We start from the raw sequence: 19386 nt of genomic DNA on the forward strand, positions 1-19386 counted from the left end.
GGAGCGAGTCCGGACATGGAGTCGGATCCGTCGAGTGGCCCGAAGGGTGTTGGGGTGGCGGCAGACGCAGTCGAGGAGTTCGAGCGGCATCGCTCGAGACTGTTCGGCCTGGCCTATCGGATGCTGGGATCGGCCGAGGAGGCCGAGGACGTTGTCCAAGAGGTGTTCGTCCGTTGGCACCGTGCGAGCCGGGTCGAGTCACCGTGGGCGTGGCTGGCGAAGGTCGCCACCAACTTGTGCGTGAACCGGTTGACGTCCGCGCGGATGCGCCGGGAGCGCTATGTGGGCTTCTGGCTGCCCGAGCCGGTGCTGACCGCCGACGGGGCGCTGGGCCCATTGGACAGGGCCGAGCAGCGGGAGCTGGTGTCGATGGCCTTCCTCGTGCTGCTCGAACGGCTGAACCCCATGGAGCGGGCGGTGTTCGTGCTGCGTGAGGCGTTCGCGTACAGCCACCGGGAGGTGGCCGAGGTCATCGATTCATCCGAGGCGAACTCGCGGCAGTTGTACGCCCGCGCTCGAAAGCGCCTGGCCGAAGCCCGCGGCGGTGCCGATCGCCGGGCGGAGCCGGTCGCTCGGCCCGACCTCATGGAGCGGTTTCTGGCCGCCGCGGAGCACGGGGACCTGGAGTCGCTGGAGCGGGTGCTGGCCGAGGACGTGACCGTGTGGGTGGACGGCGGCGGCCGTGTCGGCGTGGCCCGGCGGCCGATCCTCGGCGCACACCGGGTGGCCCGCTATCTGGCGGGATCGTTCAAGCTCGCCGGTGGGCGGGTGCGGTTGTCGGTCTCGGAGGTGAACGGCGCGCCGGGCCTGCTGGCCTCGACCGGGGAGGCGCTGATCGGTGTGCTGGTCCCAGAGATCGTGGGGGACCGCATCGTCGGAATTCGCATCATCGCCAACCCCGAGAAGCTTCGGCTGTCACATTCCGCCGGCCTATCCGGTTCTTTACCGTGACCGCGCGCCGGGCTTCGGTGCGCGGCGGTGGCTCGACAGCCGCGCGAGGCCGGCGGATCCGGCATCGCGCCTTATGCGAGGAGGTTTCGACCGGTGGCAGATCCGATTCTCGTGACAGGAGGGACCGGCAGACTCGGTCCCGCGCTCGTGTCGCGGCTGGCCGCGGCCGGCAATGCGGTCCGGGTGCTCAGTCGCGTCCCTTCGCCGAAGGAGTGGAGGTTCCAGGGCGACCTGCTCACCGGCGAAGGGCTGGAGGCGGCCCTGGACGGCGTGGGCACGGTCGTCCACTGTGCGACCAGCAACGGCCGCAAGGACGTCGACATCACACGCAATCTCATCCGAGCGGCGGCGCGAGCCGGGCGCCCGCACCTCTGCTATGCGTCCATCGTCGGCGTCGACCGGGTGAACCTGCCCTATTACCGGGTGAAGCGGGCGTGTGAGCGGCTCGTCGAGCACTCCGGCCTGCCGTGGACGATCCAGCGCACGACCCAGTTCCACGAGCTCGTCGTCTGGATATGCGCCGTGCAGCGACGGCTGCCGGTGATCCTGGTGCCCCGCGGCGTCGACCTGCAGCCCGTCGACGCCGGTGAGGTGGCCGCCCGCCTGACCGGGCTGGCGGGCGCGCCGCCGTCCGGGCGGGTGCCGGACATGGGCGGCCCCGAGATCCGTCCCCTCGCCGACCTGGCCCGCGCCTGTGCCCGCTCGCGTTCCCTCCGCCGGCCGGTGGCGCCGGTGCCGATGGCCGGCTTCGGCATGCGCGGCTTTCGCGAAGGGGCGCACCTGACGCCGGGCCACGCCGACGGGCGGATCACCTTCGACCAGTTCCTCGCCGCATGAGCGCCCGCATCTGGCTCCGCTCGGGACTGGCCTTCCTCGCCGTGGTGCAGTTCGCCGTGGGGTGCTGGGCGTTGGTGCTCCCCCGCTCGTTCTTCGACATCCCCTGGGTGGGCATGCGCATGCCGTACAACGCGCACCTGATGATGGACTACGGCGCGATGAGTCTGGCGACCTCGGTGGTGCTGGGCGTGAGCGCGGTCGTCATGGGGCGGATCATGACCCGGACGGCGCTCGCCGTGTACCTGGTGTTCGCCGTGCCGCACTTGGCGATCCACCTCTCTATGCTGCACCATCTCAAACCCGATGAGCGCATGCCGCTGGTGATCGCGCTCGCGGCGGCCGTCGCGATCCCGCTGGCGCTGCTGCCGTTGACCGGCCGGGACGTCGAGGGGCGGCGGCGCGACCCGGTCGATCACACCGACGACGGTGCCGCCTGAGCGGCTTCCGGGACGGACACGATGCGTCAGGAGCACTTACTCCGCGGGCGGCAGGGTCGGGTGGGCGGTGGGGTAGATGCCGATCGCGAACCCGTAGGTGGTCTCGCCGGATCTCGGCAGTCGGTCGAACTCCTCGACCAGTTCGGCCATGCGGCCCCAGAACTCGGAGACCTGGTCCTCGGTGATGCGCGCGTGCCGGATGAAGCCCCAGAGCCTTCCCTCCTCGAACGCCGCAGCGGACTCGCGGGCGGCCACCTCGAAATCGTTGAAGTCTCCGGATGCCGCCGCGCCGGCAGGCGACGGCTCGGCCGTCACGTAGAACAGGCGCGCGGTGCGTCCGTAGAAGCGCTCTTCGATCGCCCGCACCTTCCGGGTGCGCACCACTTGGAGCAGGCCGTTGCGGGCGAGCACGTCCACGTGGTGCGCGACCGTGCTCTTGGGACGTTCGAGCGCGGTCGCGAGCTCGGTGACGGTCGCGGCCCGCTCGTGGAGGAGCTGCAGGATCGTGGTGCGGAGCGGGTGGCCGATGGCCTTCACCTGGGCCGGCTCGGTCAAGGCCATCCGGTCGGCGAGCTCGTAGTCCGGGGGCTTGTCCGTCATGACAAAACAGACTAGCATCGTGGAATGATCCAAAAAAGTAGTTCAATCGGGAAGTGGAGCCGCTGACATGGCCGAAGTACTGCTGTACCACCACATCCAGGGCCTGACGGACGGAGTGCGGGCCTTCGCCGACGAGCTGCGGCAGGCCGGCCACACCGTGCACACCCCCGACCTGTTCGACGGCCGCACGTTCGGCAGCATCGAGGAGGGGTTCGAATTCACGAGCGACACGGGCTTCGACGCGATCCGCGAGCGCGGCGCCGCCGCGGCGGACGAGCTCGGGACCGAGCTCGTCTACGCCGGATTCTCCTTCGGCGTGATGATCGCCCAGCGACTCGCGCAGACTCGGCCCGGCGCCCGCGGGGCGCTGCTCATGCACTCCTGCATCCCGGTCGCGGAGTTCGGGAAAGCCTGGCCCGAGGGGGTGCCGGTGCAGATCCACGGCAAGGAGGGCGACGAGTTCTTCAACGAGGACCTGCCGGCGGCACGCGAACTCGCCGACTCCACAAGCGACGCCGAGCTGTTCGTCTACCCCGGCGATCAGCACCTCTTCGCCGACTCCTCGCTCGACGCGTACGACCCGGAGGCGTCCGCGCTGCTCACCGAGCGGGTCAGGGCGTTCCTCGCCGCGGTCTGACCGAGCGGGCGGCGCGCGACGCGGCGGTCTTCCACCGCGACGCCCGGTCCCTGTGCTCCCCCCGCTTTTCCGGAGAGGTTTTATTTTGGTTTCCAAGGAAGCCAGAAAGGGACATAGTTCGCATGCCTATTCGGAAAACCGGGGGTAACACACCCGATGCCGTATGACGGCTCTGTCCTGTCGCACCCTGGCTGTGGCGTGAGCGTCGCCCGCGGTCATCGCGGGCGCCCGCCTCCGTGAGTCCCGCCGTCGCCGACGGAACACACCGGCCGCCCGCGGGGTCAGGGGATCTGCACTCCGAGCTGCTGCAGCTGGGAGAAGACGTCGACGATCCCCCATACTTCGGCGACTCTGCCCTCGGAGAATCGAATGATGAACATCTCGTCGTAGGTGATGGTCTTCCCGGTGGCCGCCAGGCCGCGGTACTCGCCCTGATGGGTTCCCGTCACGGTGGTCCGGAAGACGATCTTGTCGCCTTCCGTGATCGTGTCCTCGATCGTGACCTGGATGTCGGGGAACACCCGCCGCAGCATCGCCCAGGCGCCCTTCACGGCCTCGGGCGCCGTCGCGCCCACCGGCCCTCGCACATGGAACACCGCGTCGGGATGGAACACCTCGTCTACGGTTCGCGAGATCAGCTCCAGATCGCGGCGGTTGGTCGCGTCATGGAGCCGCTGGTAGGCCGCCTGGTTGGTCGCTGAGGTGGTCGTCATGAGCATGTCTCCTTTGGTGGTGGTCGAAAGGGTCAGAAGGCGAACTGCCCGAAGCGCAGGACTGCCAGCGCCGCGGCGAGCACCAGCAGCACGAGCGGCAGCACGGTATTGCTCGCCTCACCGCGGCGAAGGTGCACGACGACGGCGCCGGCCATCAGGACGGCCAGGCCCGTCGCCGCGACGGGGCTCAGGACGCTCAGGACACCGACGGCCGGGGGGACGACCAAGCCGATCCCGCCGAGGACCTCCGCTGCTCCGATGAGCCTGACCTGACCCTGTGAGTAGTCTTCGACCCACGGGTAGGCCGCGGCGAGGTCGTCACGGGACTTGGCCAACTTCACCGCGCCGGACGCCATGACCGCGAGGGCGAGCAGGGACGCCGTGATCCACAGGACTGTGTTCATCATGAGTCGCTTTCGTCGTCTGAGAAGTTCGGGAACCCTGGTTTCGTGCTCCCACCACTACGACGACGCAGCCGCGTGAATTATCAGGCCGCCCCTGGGATCTCACAGCCCGGTGGCGTGGTTCGTCGCGCGCCCGGCCCGCGCCCGCCGGTCAGCGGATCAGCTTCTTCTGGAGCATCTCGGCCGGACCGGCCGCGAAGCGCGTCAGCCACAGCCGCGAGCCGACGATGAGGACGGCGCTGATCGCCAGCCAGAGCGAGGCGCCGAACCACGCCGACTCGCCGAACCGGGCCGCCAGCCCCAGGCCCCAGCCGTAGCAGACCGCCGAGGCCACCAGGTTCTGGAGGATGTAGCCGCTCAGCGCGGCGCGGCCCAGGCTCGACAGGCCGTTCATGAGCGGCCCCTGCCGACCGGTCTTCGCCGTGAAGTGGTCGACGATCCAGCCCACCAGCCCGATGTAGCCGAACGCGAGGAACGGGGCGGCGACGTAGCGCTCGACGAACACCAGCTGCTCCGGAGCGAACTGCAAGGCGAGGTTGAGCGGGAGCCCGAGGCCCATGCCCCACAGCAGCATCCGCTCGCGGATGCGCCTGCCGTGCTCGTCGCCGCCGAACGCGCCGGCGCGGAAGAGCCTGACGCCCAGCAGGAACAGGAACATCATCATCGGGAAGGCGATGACCGTCTCGAGGCGGAAGATCGGCCAGTTGGCCAGCCGGAAGTCGACCTGGTCGAGCCATGAGCCGTCCGCGTAGATCGCCTCGACCTCCGGTCCCGCGCCCTGCGGGCCTTCGCCGGCGGCGCCGCTGGAGATCCCGAGCGTCAGCAGCGCCATGAACGCGAGGTGCAGTCCGAGGTGGACCCACATGACGACGCGCTGCGTCGTCTGGGAGCGGGTGAGCAGCCAGGCCACGATGATCGCGGTGACGGCGTAGCCCATGAGGACGTCGAAGGCGAAGATGAGTATGAAGTGGACGGTTCCCTCGACGAACAGGAACAGCGCCCGCCAGTGGTACCTGCCGGGCCAGCGCCGTCCGCGCTTCGCGGCGGACTGGTACTGGATGGCGAGGCCGACGCCGAACATGAACGTCAGCATCGAGATGAACTTGCCGTTGGCCAGGAACATGAAGACGGTCTGGAGCGGGTCGTCGCCGCTGCCGACCGGGTTGCCGGTGAGCAGGACGCCTTCGCTGCCGGCGGAGGTGAAGATCCAGATGTTGGTGGCGAGCGTGCCGAGGATGGCGACGCCGCGAAGGACGTCGAGCAGCGGCAGCCGCTTCGAGTGCGGTTCGCTGCGCGTCGGCGCGGGCGCGGTGGAGGTGTGCATGGCTTCAAGCCTGTGCGCCTTCGGCCTCCGATGAATCCTCCTGCCGCACGGACTTTCGCCCGGAACGGGACGACTTGCGTCGCAAGCCGGACCGCGTCGAACGGCGGAGACGGCGGAGCCGGTCTGCCACTTTGGTGGCAGACCGGCTCCGCCGTCTCGGCTCTCGTCAGGCGTTCAGGGACCGCCAGAAGTCGAGGTGGTGCTCGTCGGCGAAGTCGATGTTCCGCGCGCCGTCGGGCGAGAGTTCGCGCACGTCGGCGTCGCTCGCGTACGGCTCCCACGGGCCTTCGCCGTCCGGGTCGCCGGAGCGGGCGAACTCGGACCAGCTCGCGATCATGAGCTCGGCGAGCGGTTCGTGCGACTCCTTCATCGGTTCGAAGAAGGTGGTGTCGAACAGGAAGGCGCAGTCGACCATGTGGAAGGCGTCGAGGCTGTAGCCGGGGCGCGGGACGTGGGTGAAGTACGGGGCGTCGGTCACCGAGATCTCGTAGGTGAAGGCCGGGACCTGGTCGCCGAGGGCCTCGCGGGTCCGCTCCATGCCGAGCGCCCAGTCGGCGTCGGTCACGACCGCGCCCACCGCCTTGGCGGGGACCTCGAAGTCGTCGAGCGGGTACTCCTCGGCGATCGCGGCGGCGTCGTCGCCGAACATGGTGGTCAGGGCGGCCAGGTAGCTCTCCTCGTCCACGACGCCCGCGCCCGCGGGGATGCCCTGCATCTCGTCGCTGTTGACGCCGTGCAGGACCGGGACGCGGTTGAACTCGCCGGAGGCGATCGCCTCGCCCGTCGGCACCGGCATGACCGGGCCGCCGACGACCGGCTGGGTCTCGAAGAGCTCACTTCCGGCGGCGATGAGCTCGGCGGTGCCGAGCTCGCGCAGGCACGCCGCGACGTCGACGGTGTTCTCGTCGCAGCCGAGGTCTTCGGCGATCCCGACGCCGAGGGCCTGCCCTGCTTCGCGGCTCGTCGCCCAGTCCGTGGCGCACATGGCGCTCTGGACGATCGCCTTGTCGAACAGGCCGGCCGAACCGGCGGAGGCGAGGTGGGCGCACACGTCGTAGCCGCCTCCCGATTCGCCGAAGAGGGTCACGTTGCCGTCGTCGCCGCCGAAGGCGGTCGCGTTGGCGCGGACCCATTCGAGGGCGGCCTGCTGGTCTTGGAGGCCGTAGTCGCCCGAGAGGATCTCGCCGTCCTCGCCGTCGAGGGCCGGGTGGGCCATGGTGCCGAACAGGCCTTGGCGGTAGTTCACGGTCACGACGACGACCTCGCCGTCGGCGACGAGCCGCGAGGGGTCGTACTGCTCGGCGGCGCCGTAGGCGTTGCCGCCGCCGTGGAACCAGACCATGACCGGCAGCTCGTCGTCGGCGGTCTCGGGCGCGTAGACGTTGAGGTAGAGGCAGTCCTCTGCCTCGCTGGGGACGCTCGGCATGCCCATGGCGGACTCGCCTTGGGCGCAGGCGGGCGCGAACTTGTCGGCGTCGCGGACGCCGTCCCAGGGTTCGGCCGGTTCGGGGGAGGCCCAGCGGAGCTCGCCGACGGGCGGGGCGGCGTAGGGGACACCGAGCCAGGAGCGGACGCCGTCGCCGGTCGTGCCCTGGAGCCGTCCCTGCTCGGTGGCGACCAGGGTGGGGTCGGCGTCGGCGGCGCCGGCCTCGGCGGTGCCGCAGGCGAGGGACGCGGCGACGAGGCCGGTCGCCGCGGCGGCCCCGGCGAGGCGCTTGGCGATGGTGTTGCGGTGCATGGGGGAGTCCGTTTCCGTTCGGGACCGCGGTCGCGGTCGGGCTTGCGGAGGAACCGTATCAAAGATTTGGGCAAATGCGCAATGCGATCGCGCAAAAAACTTGCCTAAGGCGTTCGATCTAGGCAAACGCCCAGTTCATTGCTAGGATCGGCCCATGGGAAATCGCGAGGCGCTGCTCGACGGGGCGAAGAGATGTCTGCTGGAGAAGGGCTACGACCGGACCACGGTGCGCGACATAGCGTCCGCGGCCGGAGTGAGCATGGCCGCGATCGGCTACCACTACGGCTCAAGGGAGGCGCTGCTGCAGCAGGCGCTGTTCACCTCGCTCCACGACTGGGACGCCGGATTGAAGGAGGCCCTGGCGGCACTCGACGCGCCGCGCGGCTCGGGCCGGTTCGCGGCGATCTGGAATCTGCTCATCGAGCACTTCCAGCGGCACCGGCCGCTGTGGATGGCCAGCTTCGAGCTGTTCCTCCAGGCGCAGCGGTCGCCGGAGCTGCTGGAGCAGTACGCGAAGGGTCAGCCCGGCGCCTTCTCGGCTATGGCCGCGTTGGCCACCGGCGAGATCGAGGAGGACGTCTCCGATGAGACCGCCCGCACGGTCGGCTCCGTGCAGCTGGCATTGGTGAGCGGGATCGTGATGCAGTGGCTGAGCAACCCGGACACCGCGCCGGGCCCGGCCGAGATCGCCGCGGGACTGCGCGGTCTGGTGGACACCATCGACTCCTGAGGAATCGGCTCCTGAACGCCGGAACGGGCCGGGAATCCCAACGGCTGTTCCGAAGCTTCCTCAGCTCGGCGGCGTGAAGGACTTGACGACGAGCTCGACCTCGAAGCCGTCCCGGTTCTCCAGGTACGCCGCGTAATGGCCCTCGCCTCCGGCGAAGGGGTGGCGGTCCGCGAACAGCATCGTCCACCCGTGGTCTTCGCCTTCTGCGGCCAGCCGCTCGACTTCGGCGTCGTCCCGGACATGGAACGCCAAGTGGTTCAGGCCGGGTGCGCACCGGTCGTGGCGCTCGCCGGTCAGCGCCGGCGACTGCTCCACCACCAGGTAGGTGGGGCCGAGGCGCCAGCTGCGCCCCGCTTTCCACTCCTGATGCGCCTCATAGCCGAGGCGCTCCAGCAGCCATCCCAGGGAGGCGACGGCCCGGCCGAGGTCTGGCACCCACAGCTCGACATGGTGCAAGGCGCCGTGGGCCGGAGATTCCATGCCCGACATGCTAGCGCGGCGGGACGCCCCCGCCCGCCGCCGTGAAGCGGCTCAGCGGCTCTCCTCGCCGAGGGCGTCGAAGGCGTGCAAGGCGATCGCGGCGGCCTGCCGCATCGCCTCCGAGGTGGCCTCCGGCGCGTCGCCGTCCTGGAGGCTCGCCATGGCGGCCGCGCATACGGCGCCCACCGCCGCGCCGACGACACTCGCCGCGGTCGCCCGATCCAGCGTCTCCGGATAAGCGGCCCGCAGGGCTTCGGCGATGCGGGCCTGCGCGGTGAAGACGGCGCGGAGGACGCGGGCCTGGACCGCGGGCGAGTCGACCATGAGCCGGGCCCGCAACGCGGCCATGCCGTTCGGCAGTTCCCGGGAGGCGGTGTCGGCGATCATCGCGTGTATCGCCTCGGCGAGGACCTCGCGTGGCGGCGCCTGCGGAGCCCGCTCGTCGATCACCCGCAGCGCGAGCTCGACCCGCGCGGGCCCGTCGCTCAGGAGCACATCCTCTTTGGTCGGGAAGTGCAGGAAGAACGTGCGCTTGGTGACGTCGGCGGCTTCGGCGACGTCGGCCACGCCCGTCGCGTCGTACCCGCGCTCATTGAACAGCCGCGCGGCCGTCTCGATCAAGGTCCGCCTGGTCTGCTGCTTCTTGCGCTCACGGCGCCCGAGTCCCTCCGCCACGCACCGAGCCTAATGCATCGGGAATAAAAGTATACCTGGTGTAGTAAGTTACCTAGAATATTAGTATACTTGGTTCACTCAAGTCCTCGAACCGAGGCGTGACACCGAGAAGAGGTTTCGGCAATGGGTGAACTGACAGGTCGGACGGTGCTGGTGACCGGCGCGGGCAGAGGCATCGGGCGGGCGGAGGCACTGCACCTCGCCTCGCTCGGCGCGAACGTCGTCGTGAACGACCCCGGCGTGACGATCGACGGCCGCGGCCCCGATGACAGCGTCGCCGCGGCGGTGGTGGAGGAGATCCACGAGCTCGGCGGCCGGGCCGTCGCCGACACCGGCAGCGTCGCCGACTGGGACGCCGCCGGGCGGATGGTCGAGCGGGCCGTCGAGGCGTTCGGCGATCTTCATGCGGTGGTCAACAACGCCGCCATCGAAGTCAACAAAGGACTCGAACGACTCACCGAGGCCGAGTTCGACGACGTCGTGGCCGTGAAGCTCAAGGGCACCTTCGCGGTGAGCCATTGGGCCGCCGCGCACTGGCGGCGTCGGTCGGACGCGGGCTCGAAGGCCGATCGCGCGATCGTGAACACCGCCTCGGGGTCGGGGCTGTACAACCCGCTGCCGTCCCAGTCGAACTACGCGGCGGCCAACGCCGGAGTCGCCGCCATGACCACAGTGCACGCACTGGAACTGGGCCGATTGGGTGTGCGCGTCAACTGCGTCGTCCCCTCCATGGTCCGCACCCGGCTGACCCGCGAGGTGCCGGGCATGGACCAGGCCCCGCCGACCGACGGGCCCGACCCGAGGGACCCGTCGGTCGTCGCACCACTCGTGTCCTACCTGGTCAGTCAGGACTGCCCGCTGACCGGGCAGTTCCTGTCGGTGCGGGGCGGCACCGTGATCGCCTGCCGTGGATGGACGATCGGCGATCAGGTCCACAAGGACGGTGAAGGCTGGACGGTGCCGGAGCTGGCTCGGCAGCTGGAGTCACTGCCGCTGGACGATCCGTTCGAACGGCTGGCGGGCGCGCTCGGCACGGCTCTCGGGTCCCAGGGGCGCGAAGCGCTCCAGGCGATGATCAGCGCCGAACTCGACAAGTCCTGAACCGAGCGTTTCAGCCTTCGCAGCCTTGCCGGCAGGTGTACCAGGCCGGGGCTGCGGCTTCTTCGAGGCGGGTGCGGTCGCGTTCGAGGACCCAGTCGCGGCGGGTGGTCTCGCAGTGCCGCAGTTCGGGTTCGGCGAGGCACCGGATGCGAGGCCGCCACCGTGGTATGGGGCCGTCCCGGGATGAACTGGTCGGCCGAGCGGCCACTCCCATGCACATGCCGGGACCACCCGGTCGGGGCTGCGGTTCGCATCCGGGCGCAGCCGATTGGCGACGTCCACGGCCAGGACGATCCGGCAGGTGAACGACCGCCCCGGCCCTGTTCGTGTCAGCCCGGCCTGCCATGGGCGGAGCAGCCCGCGATCGGCGTCGAGTGCGTCGGCGCCCGGCCCGGTCTCCGGCATGCCGGCCCTGGACAGGTACGCGGAGGGGCGCGGTCAGCCCGCTGTGCGCATCAGCGGCATGACGATCACGTCGACGACCTCATCGATGTCGGAGTGACTCGGCACCCCTTTGCCCATCACGAGATCGTGTCGGAGCAGCTTCATGGGGAGCGTCAGGATGCGGTCCGAATACGGTCCGGGACGGACCTCGCCGCGTTCGGCGCCCCGCTCGAAGATCGCCCTGAAGACGTCCTCGAATCGGTGCGAGCCGATCCGCTCGCTGATCTGCCGCGCGAGTTCGGGATTCTGGACGGTGCTCGCGACCAAGCCCGGGATGGCGTCGGGTGGCAGATCGGCGAGCAGGCCACACGCCTGCATGAGGAATTCGCGGAGGTCGTCGCGCACGCTGCCGGTGTCGGGGACCTCGAGGTCGAGGCTGCGTCGGCGCAGGAGGTCCAGCACCAGTTCGGACAGGTTCGGCCAGCGCCGGTACAGGACCGCCTTGCCGGTTCCGGCCCGCTCGGCGATGCCTTTGACGGTCGTCTTCGTGAAGCCGCGTTCGGTCAGTTCGGATTCGGCCGCCGCGAAGATCGCGTCTTCCAGCGCCGTACCTCTGCGCCGCACGACGTTCGCGTCTGCGGCAGCACCCATCCTTTGAGTGTCTGCGTCAGTCATCACACTTTCCTAAGGAACCTTGCGTCTCTTATCGGTCAAATTTACCCTCTCAAATAAGAGACCAAGTGTCTCCTATTTGAGAGGGGAACTTCATGGACCGCAGCATCGCAGACAACCCGTGCCGCCGAACACTCATCGACACCGCCCCCAGACCCCCGCGCCGGCCGATCGGCCGAACCTGCCATTTCACGCCGCCGCGCATGCGACGCCATGCGCGAGCAGGAGACCAGCCTCGTCACACTGGCGGACGGCAACCGGGCCCGGCTCATCACCGGCCATGCCCCGGCCCTCGAGGTGCTCACCACTCCCACCACCTCCAGCTTCCTCGCCGCACCCCGATACCCGCAGTCCACTCCCGCGGTCAGCAAGGCCACAAAGCAGCGGCAGGGCTGCCATCCCCCACCGGGACCGCGACGCTGATCGCCATCGCCGAGCCAGGTGACCGCACACCGTCCCGGTCTGCGATCGTCGGCGACACGCACCTCGGGGAGGCGGAGCGGTGACCGGTTCGAGGAGACCCTCGCCTGTTCGGGCGCTCACCGATGCGCGGGCCGCCGAACGGGGTGGCGAGCGGGCGATGGTCGAGCGGCAGCGGACCCGGCTGGCCGCGCTGATCGCGCACGCGCGCACCCGCTCTCCGTTCTACCGCGAGCTGTACCGAGGCGTGCCCGCCGAGACGAGCGAGCTGGCCGCGCTGCCGGTCACCGGCAAGCGCGAGCTGATGGCCGCCTTCGACGACTGGGTCACCGACCCGGCCGTCACGCTGAAGGCGGCGCGGGCCTTCACCGCCGACCCCGCGGCGATCGGACACCCGTTCCTCGACCGCTACACGCTGACCACCACCTCCGGCACCACCGGCCACCACGGCATCTTTCTGCAGGACGCCCATGCGGCCGCGGTGATCCCCGCGATGCTGGCGCGCATGCTCGCCCACTGGCTGACCGTCCGCGACGCCGCCAAGATCGCCGCCGGGGGCGGACGCACAGCCTTGGTCGTGCCCGAGGGCGGGCATTTCGCCTCCACTGTGGCCGCAGAACGGCTGCGGGGCCGCTCCCGTACGGCCGTCTTGAGCGTGCACCGGCCGCTGGCCGAACTGGTCGAGGCGTTGAACGCGTTCCGCCCGGCGCTGCTGGCGCCCTACGCCACCATCGGCGCGCTCCTGGCCGACGAAGCCGAAGCGGGGCGGCTGCGCATCGATCCGACGCTGGTCACTTTGAGCGCCGAAGGCCTGCCGGTGCCCGAATACGAACGCATCAGCCGCGCCCTCGGAGCGAAGGTGTGCACCAGCTACGCCGCCAACGAGTGCCCCTTCCTCAGCTACGGGTGCCGTGAGCGCTGGTTGCACGTCAACGCCGACTGGGCCGTCCTCGAACCGGTCGACGAACGCCACCGGCCCGTGCCGCCGGGCGAGGCCTCCCACACCGTGCTGCTGACCAACCTCGCCAACCGCGTCCAGCCGATCCTGCGCTACGACCTGGGCGACGCCGTGACCGTCAGGCCCGACCCCTGCCCATGTGGCAGTCCCGGGCCGGCCCTGCGCGTCCAGGGCCGTGCCGCCGACACGCTCGCCTTCCACGGCCCCGACGGGACATCGGTCACGCTCGCACCGCTGCCGCTGTCGACGCTGCTGGAAGCCGTCCCCGGCCTGGAGCTGTTCCAGATCGTCCAAACCGGTCCGGCAAGACTGCGGCTGCGCATGCGCGCCGCGCTCGGCGCCGACCCCGACACGGTGTGGCGCACCGCCGAGGTGCGGCTGCGCGAACTGCTGACCCGCCACCGCCTCGAAACCGTCCAGATCGAACACGCCACCGAGGCACCCCGGTACAGCGCGGGCGGCAAAGTGCGCACCATCATCCCCACCGACCAGATCTGACCGAGACCACGATCCCACCGAACACCGCCGCCGACTGTCGTTCAGGCATCGGCGGGATCCAGGAACCGCCGTATGCGGGCGGCGATGCCGTCGGGGTCGAGTCCGTGGAGGCGTTCGTGTTGGGCCGCAGTGCCGTAGCGGCGGAGTTCGTCGCGGCCGACCCCGATCGACAGTAGGCGGTGGGGCCGGTCGGCGAGCGCCCGGGTGATCAGCCAGTCCGAGGTTCCCTCCAGGTAGGGCTCGACCATGACCACGGTGTCGCCGGTGAGTGCGGCCAGGTGTCGCAGGCCCGTCGAGTCGAGGGGGCGGGGCGTGTTGGTGTAGGCGATGGTGACGTCGACTCCGGCCGTCGCGGCGAGGACGTTGTCGAGGACCGGTCCGACCGCGACCACCGTGGCGCGGGTGCCGCTGCGCAGCACCGTGAGGGTGTCGTCGGCGTCGCCGTGGGGTACCGCGTTGTGGCGCAGGGACAACCGCAAATAGGCGCCCTGGTCGGAGTCGACGGCCCGGTCCAGGAGCGCCGGCACTTCGGCGGCGTGGCCGGGGACGAACACCCGCCAGCCGGGCAGGGTGTCGAACAGTGCGACGTCGCGGGGGCTGAAGTGGGTGAAGCTGCCCTCGGCCCAGTCATAGGAGGCGCCGACGCTGACCAGTACCCCGCTGGTGCCCTGGTGCTCGAAGTCGAGTTTGACCTGCTCGAAGGCGCGCTCGACCAGGAACGGGGCGTAGGTGTGAGCGATGGGGCGCATTCCGGCGAGCGCCAGGCCGCCGGCGACGCCGATCATGAGTTGTTCGCGGATGCCGACGTTGATCACCCGGTGGGGGTGGATCGCGGCGGCGGCGCGGAAGCGGTCGGCGGAGATGTCGGCCAGAACCACGGCGGTGCGCGGGTCGGCGTCGAGCAGATCGGCGGCGTGTGCGGCGAAGGCGTCGCGCATGGTCGGTTGCTGGTGATCGTCGGTCAGCGGGTCTGAGCGGAACATGGTCGGTCCTCGGTCGGGAAGTCAATGGCGGACGGCGGCGACCGTGACCTGCGGCCGGTCGTGGTGTGGTGCGGTGAATGCCGCATGGAGCGCGTCGTGGTCGCCCATGTCGGCGGTGGCGGCGGCCCAGCCGTGGACCTCGAACCGGGAGGCGATGCCGCCGGGCCACCCGTGCGTGGCCGAGGCGTTGTCGGCGACGACCACGTTGAGGTTCGCGAGCCCGATGGCGCCGGCGTAGGCCATCGCCTCGTGGTTGGAGCCCTCGTCGAGTTCGGCGTCGCCGATGAGGACGTACACCTGCGCATCGGCATATCGGGTGGCGCGCAGACCCAACGCGACGCCGACCCCGAGGGGCAGGCCGTGGCCGAGCGATCCGGAGGAGATTTCGGCGCCCGGTACCAGCGTGGCGTCGGGGTGCGATCCCAATGGCGATTCCAAGGCGGCGACGGTGTCGAGCCAAGCGACCGGGATGAATCCTTTGGCGGCCAGGACTGCGTAGAAGGCGCTGGGGCCGTGGCCTTTGGACAGCAGGAATCGGTCTCGCGCCGGATCGTCGAGGCTCTCGGGGTCGACTCGCAGGACACGGTCGTAGAGCACCCAGATCGCATCCAGCGTGTAGGTGCTGATGTGGGGGTATCGCGCATCGACGACGGTGCGCCTGGCCAGTTCTCGGGCCTCTTCGAAGGTGGCGGTCATACCGGGCATCATGTAACTTCAAGTCGACTTGAAGTAAAGGATCTGTGAGGACCGCCATATGACCGCGCTGGACGCCCGGGCACTGCTCTCGATCGGCGATTTCGCCGCGCGTGCCGGACTGGCCACTTCGGCGATCCGCTACTACGAGTCGCTCGACCTGATTCATTCGGTGCGCACCGGCGGGAACCAGCGCCGCTACCACCGAAGCGAGTTGCGCCGGGTGGCGTTCATCCGGGCGGCCCAGTCGGTGGGCCTGTCGCTCGACGAGATCAAGGACGCCCTCGACCAGCTTCCCGAGCGGCGCATCCCCGTCCGGGCCGACTGGCAACGCCTCTCCGCTTCGTGGCGGCAGCGCCTGGACGACCAGATCGAACGTCTGCGCAAACTGCAGGACGACCTCGAAAGCTGTATCGGCTGCGGCTGCCTCTCACTCGACCACTGCTCGATCTACAACCGAGACGACGCCCTGAGCGCCGACGGCCCGGGTCCCCGCCGCGGATTCAGCACCACATGACGTCCCCGAAGAACCCTCACCGCCGGTGACGACAAGTGCCGCAGTGGTACTGGAGCTGGGAATTCGCGCACCGCACGCGAAGACCATCAACACGCGCGATCTTCCGATTCCAACGGCCGCAGCGCGGTCATGGTGGTCGCACCGAATTGCCGCAATGCAAAAGCGTTTGATACGCGGGAGATCCAGGGCCGCCGGTCCGATCAGAGGACCGTGAGCCGGGGATTGAGTGGAAGCGGGGCCGTAGCGTTGAAAGGTCAGTGACTCCTGCCCGCAAGGAGGCCGCATGCCGCAGGTCGAGGTCCGTCGGACGGTGGAGGTGCCGATCCGTGTCGCGTTCGCGGTCTCGCAGACGACCGGACCGGTGCGGGCGCAATGGGATCCGTTCATCCACTCGCAGTCCTTGATGGATGGCGCCGAGCGCCCCGGCAAGGGCGTGCGCACGCTTACCCGCCACCGACTCGGATGGCGGATGGTGAGCGAGTACGTCTCCTATCAACCGCCTCGCAATGTCGGCATGACGATGCGCGAGGGGCCGTGGTTCTTCCGCGTCTTCGGCGGCGGATGGCGGTTCACCGAGGACGCGCCCGATCGCACCACCGCCATATGGAAGTACACCTTCTCGTGCCGCCCGGGATGGCTGAGGCCGATCGCCGAGCCGATCGGGATGCGGCTGCTGCGCAGGGACATCGAACGCCGCATCGACGCCTTCGTCAAGGCGTGCAACGACCCGGACGTGGTCGCGGCGGCCGTCGGGCCCGACGCCGACGACTGACCTGAAAGGACGCCATCTGGAGCACGGTTCGGGATGGACGGCCGGGCGGCGGCGGTTGCTACCATCCCGGGAAGCGATCCGAGTGGAATGACGGCGAGGTGCGGGCGATGGTCATGGGCGAGCGGCAGCTCAAGGTCGGGCTGCGCGTCCGCGATCTGCGCCGGTCGGCGGACCTGTACCTGCGCCTGGGGTTCAAGGAGATTCCGAACCTGGAGCAGCCGAATCTGCGGTATCTGACCTTCGGCCATACCTGGCTGATCCTCTCCGACCTCACCGCTCACGGCTACCACACCGAGGAAGCCGAACGGGCCGCCCGCTCGCAGCGGTTGGGCGTCGGCTTCGTCCTGACGATCCCCACGACCGACCTCGACCGGTCCTACGCGGTCTGGCGTGAGGAAGGCCTGGCGGTCACGGTCGAGCCCGAGGACGCGGGGTGGGCGCGGATCTTCTACGGCCGCGATCCGGACGGCTACGAGGTCATGTTCGAGGAGTTCCGCGCCTGAAGCCGACGGCCGGGGCCCGGGCGTCCTCACGTCGACTGGCCTGTCGGGGACCGGGCTCGGAAGTCCCGGATCAGCGGTTCTCGCGCCGATCCGGTCGCGGCGCCGCGCGGTGCGGCGGCGGTTCCCCGAACGGCTTGGCGCGCAAGTCGTGAAGGGCGCGTTCCGCCGCACGGGGAAAGTCTGCGACGCGCGCCTCCCCCAAAGGTCGCAAGCCGATTTCCGACTCGCGCCAGAAGCCGCCGACCACCCCTCCAAGTGAGTATGGATCTGTTCGAACGCAAGGGTTTCCCGCCCGATCGCATCAGCGGTCAACCGAAAAGGACAGACCAACTCACCAGGAGCTGACATGCCCGCCATCCAAGCCGCGCCCCGCCGGAAGGCGAGCGGCGTCGCGACCCGGATCGGAGCCGCGTTCGGCGTCGCCGCGATCCTCGCGACCACCGCCGCCTGCGGCCAGACCGACCCCGAACTGCCCGAACCGCCCTCCGGCGACGGCGCCGCACCCGAGGAGCTCACCCAGGCGAACGTCGACGCCTGGCTCGACGAGACACTCCCCGAAGAGCTGGAACGCAACGGGATCGCCGGAGCCGTCGTCTCGGTCGTGAACGACAGCGCCGTCCTCACCAACCGCGGCTTCGGCTACGCGGACACCGGCGAAGACGGCTCCGAGCCGGTCGAGGCCGACCCCGAGGACACCCTGTTCCGCGTCGCGTCGGTCTCCAAGGTCTTCACCGCCACCGCCGTGATGCAACTGGTGGAACAGGGCGAACTCGACCTCGACGCCGACGTCTCGGAGTACATCGACTTCGAGCTGGAGCGCGAGTACGACGACGACATCACCCTGCGGCACCTGCTCACCCACACCGCGGGCTTCGAAGAGCGCATCTTCGGCCTCATCGCCTACGGCGACGACCCCGTCGACCTCCGCGCGGTCCTCGCGACCGACCCGCCCGAGCAGGTGTACCGCCCCGGCACCACGCCCTCATACTCCAACTACGGCAACGCCCTCGCCGGATACATCGTCCAGCGCGTCAGCGGCGAGACCTTCGAGGAGTACACCGAGAACCACATCTTCGAGCCGCTCGGCATGGACTCCTCCACCTTCCGCCAGCCGCTGCCCGACCACTTGAGCGACCGCGTCTCGAACGGCTACCTCGACGGCTCGGGCCCCGCCCGGGAGTTCGAGATGGTCGGCACCCCGCCGGCCGGGTCCCTGTCGATCTCCGCGAACGACATGTCCCAGTTCATGCTCGCGCAGCTCGGCTCCCTCCCCGAGCAGTCCCTGCTGCTGAGCGACGAGACCCGTGAGCAGATGTACACCCCGGCGCTGACCGAGGAGTCCCTCGGCGCCTTCGCCGAGTCGGAGCGCATGACCCTGGGATGGTTCCAAGAGGACCGGGGCGGCCACCGCATCGTCGGCCACGGCGGCGACAGCAACTTCTTCCACTCCCACCTCCAGCTCTACCCCGACGACGGGACCGGGATCTTCATCTCGCTCAACAGCTCCGGCAGCGAGGGCGCCGACACCGTCGCCCTGCGCGCGGACTTCATGGACGAGTTCACCGACCGCTACTTCCCCGCCGACGCCGAGAGCGCCGAGACCGTCGACGAGGCGGCCATGAAGGAGAACGCCGAGCGGATCGCCGGGACCTACGTGACCTCGCGAGGCTTCCAGAGCACCTTCATGTCCGCGCTCGACCTGCTCATGAACACCGAGATCACCGCCCTCGACGACGGCCGCCTGTACTTCGAGGCCGACCCCGGCACCGGCAAGCCCGGCGTCTACGAGCAGATCGACGAGTTCACCTGGCGGGAGGTGGGCGGCGACCGCACGATCGCCGTCCGGATGGAGAACGGCGAGGTGACCGGCATCGTCCACGACGCGGCCTTCACCCTGCTGCCGCTCGACATCGACCGGGCCATCGGGCTGCCGCTCCTCATCGGAGCCGCCGCGCTGCTCGTCCTCGGGCTCCTCGCCTGGCCGGCCGGCGCGATCCACCGCAGACTGCGGAAGCGCCCCGCCCCCGAGCGCGAAGGCCGACTCATGCGGGTCCTGGTCCGCGTCGGCGCCGCCTGCACCGTGCTCGCCATCGCCGGATGGGTGGCGATCGTGGTCGCCATCATGGGGCTCACCGATCCCCCCGCCGCCGCGATCCGCGCCGTGCAGGCGCTCCAGCTGATCGGCGCGCTGGGCATGGCCCCCGCGGTGGTCAAGCTGGTCGGGGAGATCCGGCGCAAGTCCGGTTGGAAGCCGATCACCGGAACCGTGCTGACGTTGCTGGCCCTGTCGGCCGTCGCCAACTTCGCCATCGAGTTCCAGCTGCTGTCCCCGAACATCTCCTACTGACCGGTGCGGCCG

At 69.8% G+C, this 19386-nt stretch carries 22 protein-coding genes; 12 read left to right on the forward strand and 10 right to left on the reverse strand.

What is annotated here, in order from left to right:
• Nucleotides 1-15: 15 nt before the first annotated feature.
• From YWW_RS0101740 to YWW_RS27740, 3 genes are all read left to right on the forward strand, one after another.
• Entirely contained in the window at nucleotides 16-951 is a 936-nt protein-coding gene (locus YWW_RS0101740; RefSeq protein WP_051325290.1) for an RNA polymerase sigma-70 factor, read from the forward strand.
• Between the two features lie 93 nt (nucleotides 952-1044).
• Nucleotides 1045-1788: an SDR family oxidoreductase gene (locus YWW_RS0101745; protein ID WP_026928738.1), complete on the forward strand. Its 744-nt coding sequence runs from the start codon at nucleotides 1045-1047 to the stop codon at nucleotides 1786-1788.
• The gene (locus YWW_RS27740) at nucleotides 1785-2225 is read left to right on the forward strand and encodes a hypothetical protein (protein WP_035697466.1); all 441 of its coding nucleotides are present in this window, start codon (nucleotides 1785-1787) and stop codon (nucleotides 2223-2225) included. The genes YWW_RS0101745 and YWW_RS27740 overlap by 4 nt, the downstream gene beginning before the upstream one ends.
• Nucleotides 2226-2261: 36 nt before the next feature.
• Here YWW_RS27740 and YWW_RS0101755 read toward each other — a convergent pair whose 3' ends face one another.
• The gene (locus YWW_RS0101755) at nucleotides 2262-2825 is read right to left on the reverse strand and encodes an ArsR/SmtB family transcription factor (RefSeq protein ID WP_026928739.1); all 564 of its coding nucleotides are present in this window, start codon (nucleotides 2823-2825) and stop codon (nucleotides 2262-2264) included.
• A gap of 67 nt (nucleotides 2826-2892) precedes the next feature.
• Between YWW_RS0101755 and YWW_RS0101760 the strand changes: the two genes are divergently transcribed.
• The gene (locus YWW_RS0101760) at nucleotides 2893-3462 is read left to right on the forward strand and encodes a dienelactone hydrolase family protein (RefSeq protein ID WP_026928740.1); all 570 of its coding nucleotides are present in this window, start codon (nucleotides 2893-2895) and stop codon (nucleotides 3460-3462) included.
• A 281-nt stretch (nucleotides 3463-3743) separates the two neighbouring features.
• Here YWW_RS0101760 and YWW_RS0101765 read toward each other — a convergent pair whose 3' ends face one another.
• From YWW_RS0101765 to YWW_RS0101780, 4 genes are all read right to left on the reverse strand, one after another.
• Nucleotides 3744-4175, reverse strand: coding sequence for an ester cyclase (locus YWW_RS0101765; RefSeq protein WP_026928741.1), 432 nt, complete (start codon nucleotides 4173-4175; stop codon nucleotides 3744-3746).
• Nucleotides 4176-4207: 32 nt separating this feature from the next.
• Nucleotides 4208-4582 (reverse strand): DoxX family protein, encoded by a 375-nt coding sequence (locus YWW_RS0101770; protein WP_245595325.1) that lies wholly within the window; start codon nucleotides 4580-4582, stop codon nucleotides 4208-4210.
• 148 nt (nucleotides 4583-4730) lie between these two features.
• Nucleotides 4731-5903: a DUF418 domain-containing protein gene (locus YWW_RS0101775; RefSeq protein ID WP_026928743.1), complete on the reverse strand. Its 1173-nt coding sequence runs from the start codon at nucleotides 5901-5903 to the stop codon at nucleotides 4731-4733.
• A gap of 166 nt (nucleotides 5904-6069) precedes the next feature.
• A complete protein-coding gene (locus YWW_RS0101780) occupies nucleotides 6070-7641 on the reverse strand; it encodes a carboxylesterase/lipase family protein (protein WP_051325255.1) in 1572 nt (523 codons plus the stop codon).
• A gap of 154 nt (nucleotides 7642-7795) precedes the next feature.
• On the opposite strand from YWW_RS0101780, the gene YWW_RS0101785 reads away from it, so the two are divergent.
• Nucleotides 7796-8371, forward strand: a complete 576-nt coding sequence (locus tag YWW_RS0101785; protein ID WP_026928745.1) for a TetR/AcrR family transcriptional regulator — start codon at nucleotides 7796-7798, stop codon at nucleotides 8369-8371.
• Nucleotides 8372-8431: 60 nt separating this feature from the next.
• On the opposite strand, the gene YWW_RS0101790 is transcribed toward YWW_RS0101785, so the two are convergent.
• Nucleotides 8432-8851: a VOC family protein gene (locus YWW_RS0101790; RefSeq protein WP_245595326.1), complete on the reverse strand. Its 420-nt coding sequence runs from the start codon at nucleotides 8849-8851 to the stop codon at nucleotides 8432-8434.
• A 51-nt stretch (nucleotides 8852-8902) separates the two neighbouring features.
• On the reverse strand, nucleotides 8903-9526 hold the full coding sequence (locus tag YWW_RS0101795; RefSeq protein WP_026928747.1) for a TetR/AcrR family transcriptional regulator: 624 nt from the start codon (nucleotides 9524-9526) through the stop codon (nucleotides 8903-8905).
• 123 nt (nucleotides 9527-9649) lie between these two features.
• On the opposite strand from YWW_RS0101795, the gene YWW_RS0101800 reads away from it, so the two are divergent.
• A complete protein-coding gene (locus YWW_RS0101800; RefSeq protein ID WP_026928748.1) occupies nucleotides 9650-10627 on the forward strand; it encodes an SDR family NAD(P)-dependent oxidoreductase in 978 nt (325 codons plus the stop codon).
• Nucleotides 10628-11065: 438 nt separating this feature from the next.
• On the opposite strand, the gene YWW_RS0101805 is transcribed toward YWW_RS0101800, so the two are convergent.
• The gene (locus YWW_RS0101805; protein ID WP_026928749.1) at nucleotides 11066-11662 is read right to left on the reverse strand and encodes a TetR/AcrR family transcriptional regulator; all 597 of its coding nucleotides are present in this window, start codon (nucleotides 11660-11662) and stop codon (nucleotides 11066-11068) included.
• 234 nt (nucleotides 11663-11896) lie between these two features.
• Here YWW_RS0101805 and YWW_RS35645 point away from each other — a divergent pair, with 234 nt between their 5' ends.
• Both YWW_RS35645 and YWW_RS0101810 read left to right on the forward strand, forming a co-directional pair.
• Complete coding sequence (locus YWW_RS35645; protein ID WP_035697464.1) at nucleotides 11897-12106, forward strand: hypothetical protein; 210 nt, start codon at nucleotides 11897-11899, stop codon at nucleotides 12104-12106.
• A 79-nt stretch (nucleotides 12107-12185) separates the two neighbouring features.
• Nucleotides 12186-13559: a phenylacetate--CoA ligase family protein gene (locus YWW_RS0101810; protein WP_026928750.1), complete on the forward strand. Its 1374-nt coding sequence runs from the start codon at nucleotides 12186-12188 to the stop codon at nucleotides 13557-13559.
• Between the two features lie 41 nt (nucleotides 13560-13600).
• Here YWW_RS0101810 and YWW_RS0101815 read toward each other — a convergent pair whose 3' ends face one another.
• Both YWW_RS0101815 and YWW_RS27745 read right to left on the reverse strand, forming a co-directional pair.
• Complete coding sequence (locus YWW_RS0101815) at nucleotides 13601-14497, reverse strand: transketolase family protein (protein WP_026928751.1); 897 nt, start codon at nucleotides 14495-14497, stop codon at nucleotides 13601-13603.
• Between the two features lie 66 nt (nucleotides 14498-14563).
• Complete coding sequence (locus YWW_RS27745; RefSeq protein WP_035697463.1) at nucleotides 14564-15238, reverse strand: transketolase; 675 nt, start codon at nucleotides 15236-15238, stop codon at nucleotides 14564-14566.
• Nucleotides 15239-15296: 58 nt separating this feature from the next.
• On the opposite strand from YWW_RS27745, the gene soxR reads away from it, so the two are divergent.
• The 4 genes from soxR (at nucleotide 15297) to YWW_RS0101840 (ending at nucleotide 19374) form a co-directional block, all read left to right on the forward strand.
• Nucleotides 15297-15752 (forward strand): redox-sensitive transcriptional activator SoxR, encoded by a 456-nt coding sequence (soxR, locus tag YWW_RS0101825; protein WP_035697462.1) that lies wholly within the window; start codon nucleotides 15297-15299, stop codon nucleotides 15750-15752.
• 283 nt (nucleotides 15753-16035) lie between these two features.
• Nucleotides 16036-16524 carry an SRPBCC family protein gene (locus tag YWW_RS0101830; protein ID WP_026928753.1) on the forward strand — a complete coding sequence of 163 codons (489 nt, stop codon included), beginning with the start codon at nucleotides 16036-16038 and terminating at the stop codon, nucleotides 16522-16524.
• Between the two features lie 113 nt (nucleotides 16525-16637).
• The gene (locus YWW_RS0101835) at nucleotides 16638-17027 is read left to right on the forward strand and encodes a VOC family protein (RefSeq protein ID WP_026928754.1); all 390 of its coding nucleotides are present in this window, start codon (nucleotides 16638-16640) and stop codon (nucleotides 17025-17027) included.
• Between the two features lie 346 nt (nucleotides 17028-17373).
• Entirely contained in the window at nucleotides 17374-19374 is a 2001-nt protein-coding gene (locus tag YWW_RS0101840) for a serine hydrolase domain-containing protein (protein ID WP_035697461.1), read from the forward strand.
• Nucleotides 19375-19386 lie beyond the last annotated feature (12 nt).

Origin of the sequence: Glycomyces tenuis DSM 44171, from assembly GCF_000427885.1 — a bacterium.
Lineage (GTDB): Bacteria > Actinomycetota > Actinomycetes > Mycobacteriales > Micromonosporaceae > Glycomyces > Glycomyces tenuis.

Excerpts from the sequence above, each read along its gene's own strand:
- YWW_RS0101740 (WP_051325290.1), top strand. The coding sequence starts at position 16 with ATGGAGTCGGATCCGTCGAGTGGCCCGAAGGGTGTTGGGGTGGCGGCA.
- YWW_RS27740 (WP_035697466.1), top strand. The coding sequence starts at position 1,785 with ATGAGCGCCCGCATCTGGCTCCGCTCGGGACTGGCCTTCCTCGCCGTG.
- YWW_RS0101755 (WP_026928739.1), bottom strand. The coding sequence starts at position 2,825 with ATGACGGACAAGCCCCCGGACTACGAGCTCGCCGACCGGATGGCCTTG.
- YWW_RS0101760 (WP_026928740.1), top strand. The coding sequence starts at position 2,893 with ATGGCCGAAGTACTGCTGTACCACCACATCCAGGGCCTGACGGACGGA.
- YWW_RS0101765 (WP_026928741.1), bottom strand. The coding sequence starts at position 4,175 with ATGACGACCACCTCAGCGACCAACCAGGCGGCCTACCAGCGGCTCCAT.
- YWW_RS0101770 (WP_245595325.1), bottom strand. The coding sequence starts at position 4,582 with ATGATGAACACAGTCCTGTGGATCACGGCGTCCCTGCTCGCCCTCGCG.
- YWW_RS0101775 (WP_026928743.1), bottom strand. The coding sequence starts at position 5,903 with ATGCACACCTCCACCGCGCCCGCGCCGACGCGCAGCGAACCGCACTCG.
- YWW_RS0101780 (WP_051325255.1), bottom strand. The coding sequence starts at position 7,641 with ATGCACCGCAACACCATCGCCAAGCGCCTCGCCGGGGCCGCCGCGGCG.
- YWW_RS0101785 (WP_026928745.1), top strand. The coding sequence starts at position 7,796 with ATGGGAAATCGCGAGGCGCTGCTCGACGGGGCGAAGAGATGTCTGCTG.
- YWW_RS0101790 (WP_245595326.1), bottom strand. The coding sequence starts at position 8,851 with ATGGAATCTCCGGCCCACGGCGCCTTGCACCATGTCGAGCTGTGGGTG.
- YWW_RS0101800 (WP_026928748.1), top strand. The coding sequence starts at position 9,650 with ATGGGTGAACTGACAGGTCGGACGGTGCTGGTGACCGGCGCGGGCAGA.
- YWW_RS0101805 (WP_026928749.1), bottom strand. The coding sequence starts at position 11,662 with ATGGGTGCTGCCGCAGACGCGAACGTCGTGCGGCGCAGAGGTACGGCG.
- YWW_RS35645 (WP_035697464.1), top strand. The coding sequence starts at position 11,897 with ATGCGCGAGCAGGAGACCAGCCTCGTCACACTGGCGGACGGCAACCGG.
- YWW_RS0101815 (WP_026928751.1), bottom strand. The coding sequence starts at position 14,497 with ATGCGCGACGCCTTCGCCGCACACGCCGCCGATCTGCTCGACGCCGAC.
- YWW_RS27745 (WP_035697463.1), bottom strand. The coding sequence starts at position 15,238 with ATGACCGCCACCTTCGAAGAGGCCCGAGAACTGGCCAGGCGCACCGTC.
- soxR (WP_035697462.1), top strand. The coding sequence starts at position 15,297 with ATGACCGCGCTGGACGCCCGGGCACTGCTCTCGATCGGCGATTTCGCC.
- YWW_RS0101830 (WP_026928753.1), top strand. The coding sequence starts at position 16,036 with ATGCCGCAGGTCGAGGTCCGTCGGACGGTGGAGGTGCCGATCCGTGTC.
- YWW_RS0101835 (WP_026928754.1), top strand. The coding sequence starts at position 16,638 with ATGGGCGAGCGGCAGCTCAAGGTCGGGCTGCGCGTCCGCGATCTGCGC.
- YWW_RS0101840 (WP_035697461.1), top strand. The coding sequence starts at position 17,374 with ATGCCCGCCATCCAAGCCGCGCCCCGCCGGAAGGCGAGCGGCGTCGCG.